6 protein-coding genes and 1 tRNA gene are annotated in these 5,275 nt (G+C 46.4%); 3 read left to right on the forward strand and 4 right to left on the reverse strand.

Annotated elements, in window-relative coordinates; translation table 11 throughout:
* Nucleotides 1-270 precede the first annotated feature (270 nt).
* Nucleotides 271-882, reverse strand: a complete 612-nt coding sequence (gene ruvA, locus V4C51_RS16950; RefSeq protein ID WP_330927362.1) for a Holliday junction branch migration protein RuvA — start codon at nt 880-882, stop codon at nt 271-273.
* 148 nt (nt 883-1,030) lie between these two features.
* On the opposite strand from ruvA, the gene V4C51_RS16955 reads away from it, so the two are divergent.
* Nucleotides 1,031-1,573 (forward strand): hypothetical protein, encoded by a 543-nt coding sequence (locus V4C51_RS16955; protein ID WP_330927363.1) that lies wholly within the window; start codon nt 1,031-1,033, stop codon nt 1,571-1,573.
* A 24-nt stretch (nt 1,574-1,597) separates the two neighbouring features.
* On the opposite strand, the gene ruvC is transcribed toward V4C51_RS16955, so the two are convergent.
* The gene (gene ruvC / locus V4C51_RS16960; protein ID WP_330927364.1) at nt 1,598-2,122 is read right to left on the reverse strand and encodes a crossover junction endodeoxyribonuclease RuvC; all 525 of its coding nucleotides are present in this window, start codon (nt 2,120-2,122) and stop codon (nt 1,598-1,600) included.
* Between the two features lie 540 nt (nt 2,123-2,662).
* Here ruvC and V4C51_RS16965 point away from each other — a divergent pair.
* A complete protein-coding gene (locus tag V4C51_RS16965) occupies nt 2,663-3,433 on the forward strand; it encodes a gamma-glutamylcyclotransferase family protein (RefSeq protein ID WP_330927365.1) in 771 nt (256 codons plus the stop codon).
* Nucleotides 3,434-3,525: 92 nt separating this feature from the next.
* On the opposite strand, the gene V4C51_RS16970 is transcribed toward V4C51_RS16965, so the two are convergent.
* A tRNA-Arg gene (locus V4C51_RS16970) sits at nt 3,526-3,600 on the reverse strand.
* A gap of 275 nt (nt 3,601-3,875) precedes the next feature.
* Entirely contained in the window at nt 3,876-4,442 is a 567-nt protein-coding gene (locus tag V4C51_RS16975) for a hypothetical protein (RefSeq protein WP_330927366.1), read from the reverse strand.
* Between the two features lie 380 nt (nt 4,443-4,822).
* On the opposite strand from V4C51_RS16975, the gene V4C51_RS16980 reads away from it, so the two are divergent.
* Nucleotides 4,823-5,119, forward strand: coding sequence for a hypothetical protein (locus V4C51_RS16980; RefSeq protein WP_330927367.1), 297 nt, complete (start codon nt 4,823-4,825; stop codon nt 5,117-5,119).
* The last annotated feature ends 156 nt before the right edge of the window (nt 5,120-5,275 follow it).

A 5,275-nucleotide genomic window follows, 5' to 3' on the forward strand; every position in this document is an offset into this window, starting at 1 on the left:
CTACTGCGGCTGCGATAAATGGGTCTAAAAAGTCGCTTTTGTTCGTCAAATAGTCCCGCTATTCTCCTCACAAAAGCGACTTTTTATCCGCCATTTCTCGCGGTCCTCGCTACGGGCAGACTTTTAATCCGGATATTTCGGGAAGTTTTGATGCCAAAAAGCTCAGCCAATGAAGGAGTACAGGCCTATCCTCAGGGCAATAACATTTGCCAGTCACTTTTTTACCTTCGCTGATAATAGACGCTGAGTGTCCTTGAATCTGAATTCAGGTTAAATCATGCTCTTCAACGACTGCCTGATCAGCTCTTCGCTGGACACACCGTCAATGTAGATTTTTCTGATGACCTTGCTTGCCTGCTGGGGCTTATAGCCAAGGGCTACCAGTGCGGAGACCGCCTCCGCTTCCACATCAGGGTCAACGGCAGCGGCTGTGCCACCGCCTCCCAACGGCGTACCGTCAAGCAAAGGCACAGGAGCCCAGTTATCCAGTTTATCCCGCATTTCAATAATCAGTCGCTCCGCTGTTTTTTTGCCCACACCCGGGAGCTTAACCAAGGTAGCGCTGTCATTATCATGCACACAGCGTACAAAGGCATCACTTTCAATCCCCGACAAAATCGTCAAGCCCAGCTTGGGGCCAATGCCATTGACTTTAATCAGCGCGCGAAACAGCTCTCGTTCATTTCGGCTACTAAAGCCATACAACAGTTGCGCATCCTCCCGCACGACAAAGTGCGTATAGAGCGTCACTTCGCCACCGACCTCTGGCAATGCGTAAAAGACGGACATGGCCGCTTCTACCTCATAACCCACCCCATTGACATCAATCACTAATGATGGCGGTTGTTTATCCAGTAACCTGCCTTTTAAACACCCAATCATACGCTCCCCTTTTTTATTGCCAAGATCCCCAGAAAAACTAACCAGTCAGTTAGAATCCCTGACAGTTTACCCTGTTTCACACCCTGCTTTGGGAACTAACAGAAGATCATAGCCTCTAATGGGCGAATTTAATGACACTGCCGCTTTTATGAACATACTACTTTCCTTTTTCAATACCCTTTGGAAGCAACTGGCTATGGCAGATCTGGCCAGTGACTATCACCCGTCAAGAACAACGGAACAGCTTAAACGTCCCCTGTTTAGCTATTGCGCGACACCCAAAGACTTTACCCCTCCCACCGAAACATTGCGTTACACGCCGAGACTTGATGCCCCGGTAAGGAGCTTTTCAAGTTACGTAAGGGGCTATGGTACGCTGCCACTGAAAGACCGGGCACTGATTACTCTGCGCAGCGCGCGTCTTGCCCATGCCTTTCACGTGATTCCTGATCTCACCGTTATGGCTATTGATCATGGCTTGACAGACAGTGACGTGACTTTTATCGCCAATGGTCGTTACGCCCCTGGCTGGAATTTCAGGCAGCAATTGCTGATCAGGGTGACGGATGAACTCTATAATCAGCAAAAAATAAACCGCCGTGTCTGGAAACGGCTGACAAAAATGTATGATCACGGACAAATCTTCGATATTGTGCTCAGCGCCGCAGCTTTTCATCTTTGTACATTCTAGCCCGGATATTTCATAAACAGGCTCCTAGCGGCTAATCAGCCGACGATTATCACGCCTTGACGCGCCTGCCATTCGCACCAGTCCAGCTTGAGTGTGAGCGTGACACAAGGCCACCCCCAACGCATCGGCCGCATCAGCCTGGGGGGTTGCATCGAGGCCTAACATGGCTTTTACCATATGCTGAACCTGTTTTTTGTCCGCAGACCCCTTACCCACCACGGCCTGCTTGACCTGTCGCGCAGAATATTCAGACACCTCCAACCCCTGATTCACCGCAGCAACAATGGCCGCCCCCCTTGCCTGGCCTAATTTTAAAGCGGAATCGGGATTCTTTGACATAAAGACCTGCTCAATACCCACGCTCTGAGGGCAATAATGCTCTATGAGGCTATTAATGCCTTCAAAGATTCGCTGCAACCGTTGAGGTAAAGACACCTCTTTAATGCGAATACAGCCTGATGCTATGTAGGCGCACTTGTTGCCTACCTGTTCAATAATGCCATACCCTGTGATCCTTGACCCCGGATCAATCCCTAAAAGTACACCCATCTGTTACTCTGTTTTTCCTGGTCTGATTGCAATGACTGTACATTTATTCAGGGGATAGTGCCACAGTGGGTAACGATCTTACAATGAGAAACCAACGCCCATTGCGTCAAATCAAATAAAGAAGCCTCCAGGCTAAAAGCGTCTTGTTTGGATTTACTTTTATATTTGACAACTTCCGCCTCTTATTACTAATTTTATTGGAGTATATCATTCCAATACAGTTGATAGGCTTAGCCAAAGCAAGCATTTTTGTGACCTGGCGCGAATGCGCGGAAATACCGCCTTGCGTACGATCACTTTATGGGCCATCGGATCTGTCAAACCTATTGAAACGGTGTACAAGAGCGCATTGCGACCGAAGCGAGCCTTGTGCAATGCAAAACAGTTAAAACCTGAGTCTTCAGGCCAACGCTAGCGCCGCGACCCTTGCCAAATTCTGGTTTGCAAGCGTGCTTATTGGCAGGGCGCAAACGCCTGCCAACGACGGGGAACGCACAACGCGACATCCTTATCGCTAGTGTTTGGTGAATATTTAAGGCTATGAAAATGGTAACGCTGAAAAAATTGCTGTTGGTATTCTTTTTACCCGTGTTAGTTTCCCGTGGAGCATTCGCGTTAAGTGAGCCGGAGAAAATGGTCTATATTTTTGGTTTTGGTAGCCTCATGTCGACACCGGCCCGCACGGCAACGGAGCCCGATCCAAAAGGTAGCGTTTACATTCCGGTAAAAGTTAAAGGTTATACCCGGGACTGGCAATTGTGGATGCCCAGGTCACAGCAAAGATCCCTTGAACTTGAACAGGCATTGGGCGGTTATGTTAACGGTCTGATCTTTGCCGTGAAAAAAAGTGAACTGCCCAAATTTGACCGGCGCGAAGGGCCTGCTTACCAGCGGAAACAATTGCCAGCAGACCACATCATCTTCTACCGGGAGGAAGACAGGAGCAAAGTGATGGGTGCTCGAGGAGATATGGAAGTTTATGCCTACTTTCCTGATAAGTCATCCAGCTACTATGTTGGCAGAGGGGATGATACGAAAAAAATTGCCATGTCATACCTTAAGGTTGTGCTGACAGGTTGTATAGAAGTTGACCAAAAAAACAACTTAGGTGGTAAATTTACTGATGATTGCGCGGCAACTATGGGACTCGCGGACTACAAAATAGAGGATGATACAAAAGCCCCCAGGTACTCCAGGTTTCCGCCCACGCTGTTGAAAGAGGCGAAAATCAGAGAACAACAGATGGATAAATACATATCCTCAGATTGGCCGAATTATCTGGAGGCTGTCCGGAAAAAATGGGGATTCTAATTAGAAGGTAGAACAGGTAGCAGGCGTCATCTCTCAGTGATAACAGCGATGGAGAAGAGTGTCATTATTGGCAGAGATCGCATGGAAAATAGTGGCGCTCTCGGCAGGAATCGAACCTGCATCTACAGCTTAGGAGGCCGTCGTTCTATCCGTTGAACTACGAGAGCGTAAAGAACAATACAGCCTCTATAGATAGCCCTTGAAGTAATAAAACCTACCTCAGAATCTAAAATGGCTGTAGAAGATCAAATAAGGCCAATAAGTTATCTCAGCCCCGCTTTTATGTCAATTACCACCATCGAATAACAACCGTCGCGGATGAAGCTTCAGGCAGGTTGATGGTGATTATCAGAGCCAGAAGACCCGGCTCAGCCCGTTTTTATGGCGGTTGCCGCTCATAAAACATAGCGAGCGGCTTCTCACAACGTCAATGGGTACAAAATTATAATTTTCCAACCCTGTCAATATACTCGCCGTTATAGGTTCTGAAAAAGATATTGGCGTCTATTGTTTCTGAATTAGGGTAGGGAAATTCAAAGACAACATCCACTGATCCTTTTTTTTCCTTAACCATCTGGGCTATTTTTTTATAGAGTTGTTGTTTTTTTTCTACCTTTTCTTTATAGCCTTGGGTTTGCGGGCTTGTTTGAGGCATTCTTGCGATGATAAAAGTGGTTGCTTTGTGTGGTAGCGAAAATTTCTCCTGGGGTATGAACACTTGAAACTGCCCATATTCAGTAAAATTTATACTGTTTTCGTCCAATATTTCATGGCGGTAATTTGAGGCATTACGGGAGTAACCTTTTGCTTTAAGCCGACTGTCAGATGCCAGAATAGTATTTTCTGGTGTCAGTGTGAAACTAAAGTTTCTGAATGTAAAACCTTTTGTGTTGGTATAACTGTGAACCTGAATTTCTTCCTGAGAAAACGCAGGAGCATTTAATAAGAACACAGTCACTAACACGGTGATAGTTTTCAGCACAGAGGAATTGGGATGAGTGATTGCCATAGGGATTGAGAAGCCAGGTTGGTTGAATTGAAGGAAGCGTCCGGTGAAGGCTGCTGCTAATGCGAGCCAGAGCATTGTTACATGGCAACTATGAAGATACAACCTTGAAGATTTTGAGGGGCTATACCTGATTCTGGCAAAATGCCATCGCGCTTTTTATTACTGACCATTTGTGCGCATTACGGCAAAACCCCAATAGGCTGCGCACTGAGATGAAAGGCTTTTATCGCTCATCGCTGACCCTTTTATAGAATAAAATATTTAGTATTTTAAAAATTTAATTCCAATTTGATATTTTAATTCACTTATTTTCATGGGCCTGCTGGGCTATGATTAGCCCTCTTTTATTGGTGTCACGATTTACGGGATTTGAAAGTGCTGTGATGAAATGTCATTCCTATTATGAAGAGCTGATGGACGAAACCGATGACATGGAAGAAGCCTATGAAGGTTATGATGAAGGTTATGGTGAAGATTATAGAGAGAAGCGTTATTTTCTCCACAAGCGGCCAGTGTGTCAGAAAGATTATCAGTGCCACCGCCATAACCACGGGGCTCGTTTGAAAAAGCCCCCTGTTGTCTTGAGCAATAGAAACTTCGCCAAAAAATCACCCGCTGCCAGACGTTGCGCCTTGCTTAACTGGCACTTAAATACATCTCGTGGGCTGGGTGATTAAAACGAATCCCTGGATGAACCGGAATAAAGCTCGTTGGACCGGCCCATACCTGGGGAAGCTCCTAGGAGCCTGTCCGAGAATAGACTACCCTACTGCGGTTGCGATAAATTGGTCTAAAAATTCCTGCTTCTTCGTCAAATAGCCCCACTATTATCC

Origin of the sequence: Candidatus Sororendozoicomonas aggregata (assembly GCF_031528575.1) — a bacterium.
Taxonomy (GTDB): domain Bacteria; phylum Pseudomonadota; class Gammaproteobacteria; order Pseudomonadales; family Endozoicomonadaceae; genus Endonucleibacter; species Endonucleibacter aggregata.

Excerpts from the sequence above, each read along its gene's own strand:
- ruvA (WP_330927362.1), bottom strand. The coding sequence starts at position 882 with ATGATTGGGTGTTTAAAAGGCAGGTTACTGGATAAACAACCGCCATCA.
- V4C51_RS16955 (WP_330927363.1), top strand. The coding sequence starts at position 1,031 with ATGAACATACTACTTTCCTTTTTCAATACCCTTTGGAAGCAACTGGCT.
- ruvC (WP_330927364.1), bottom strand. The coding sequence starts at position 2,122 with ATGGGTGTACTTTTAGGGATTGATCCGGGGTCAAGGATCACAGGGTAT.
- V4C51_RS16965 (WP_330927365.1), top strand. The coding sequence starts at position 2,663 with ATGAAAATGGTAACGCTGAAAAAATTGCTGTTGGTATTCTTTTTACCC.
- V4C51_RS16975 (WP_330927366.1), bottom strand. The coding sequence starts at position 4,442 with ATGGCAATCACTCATCCCAATTCCTCTGTGCTGAAAACTATCACCGTG.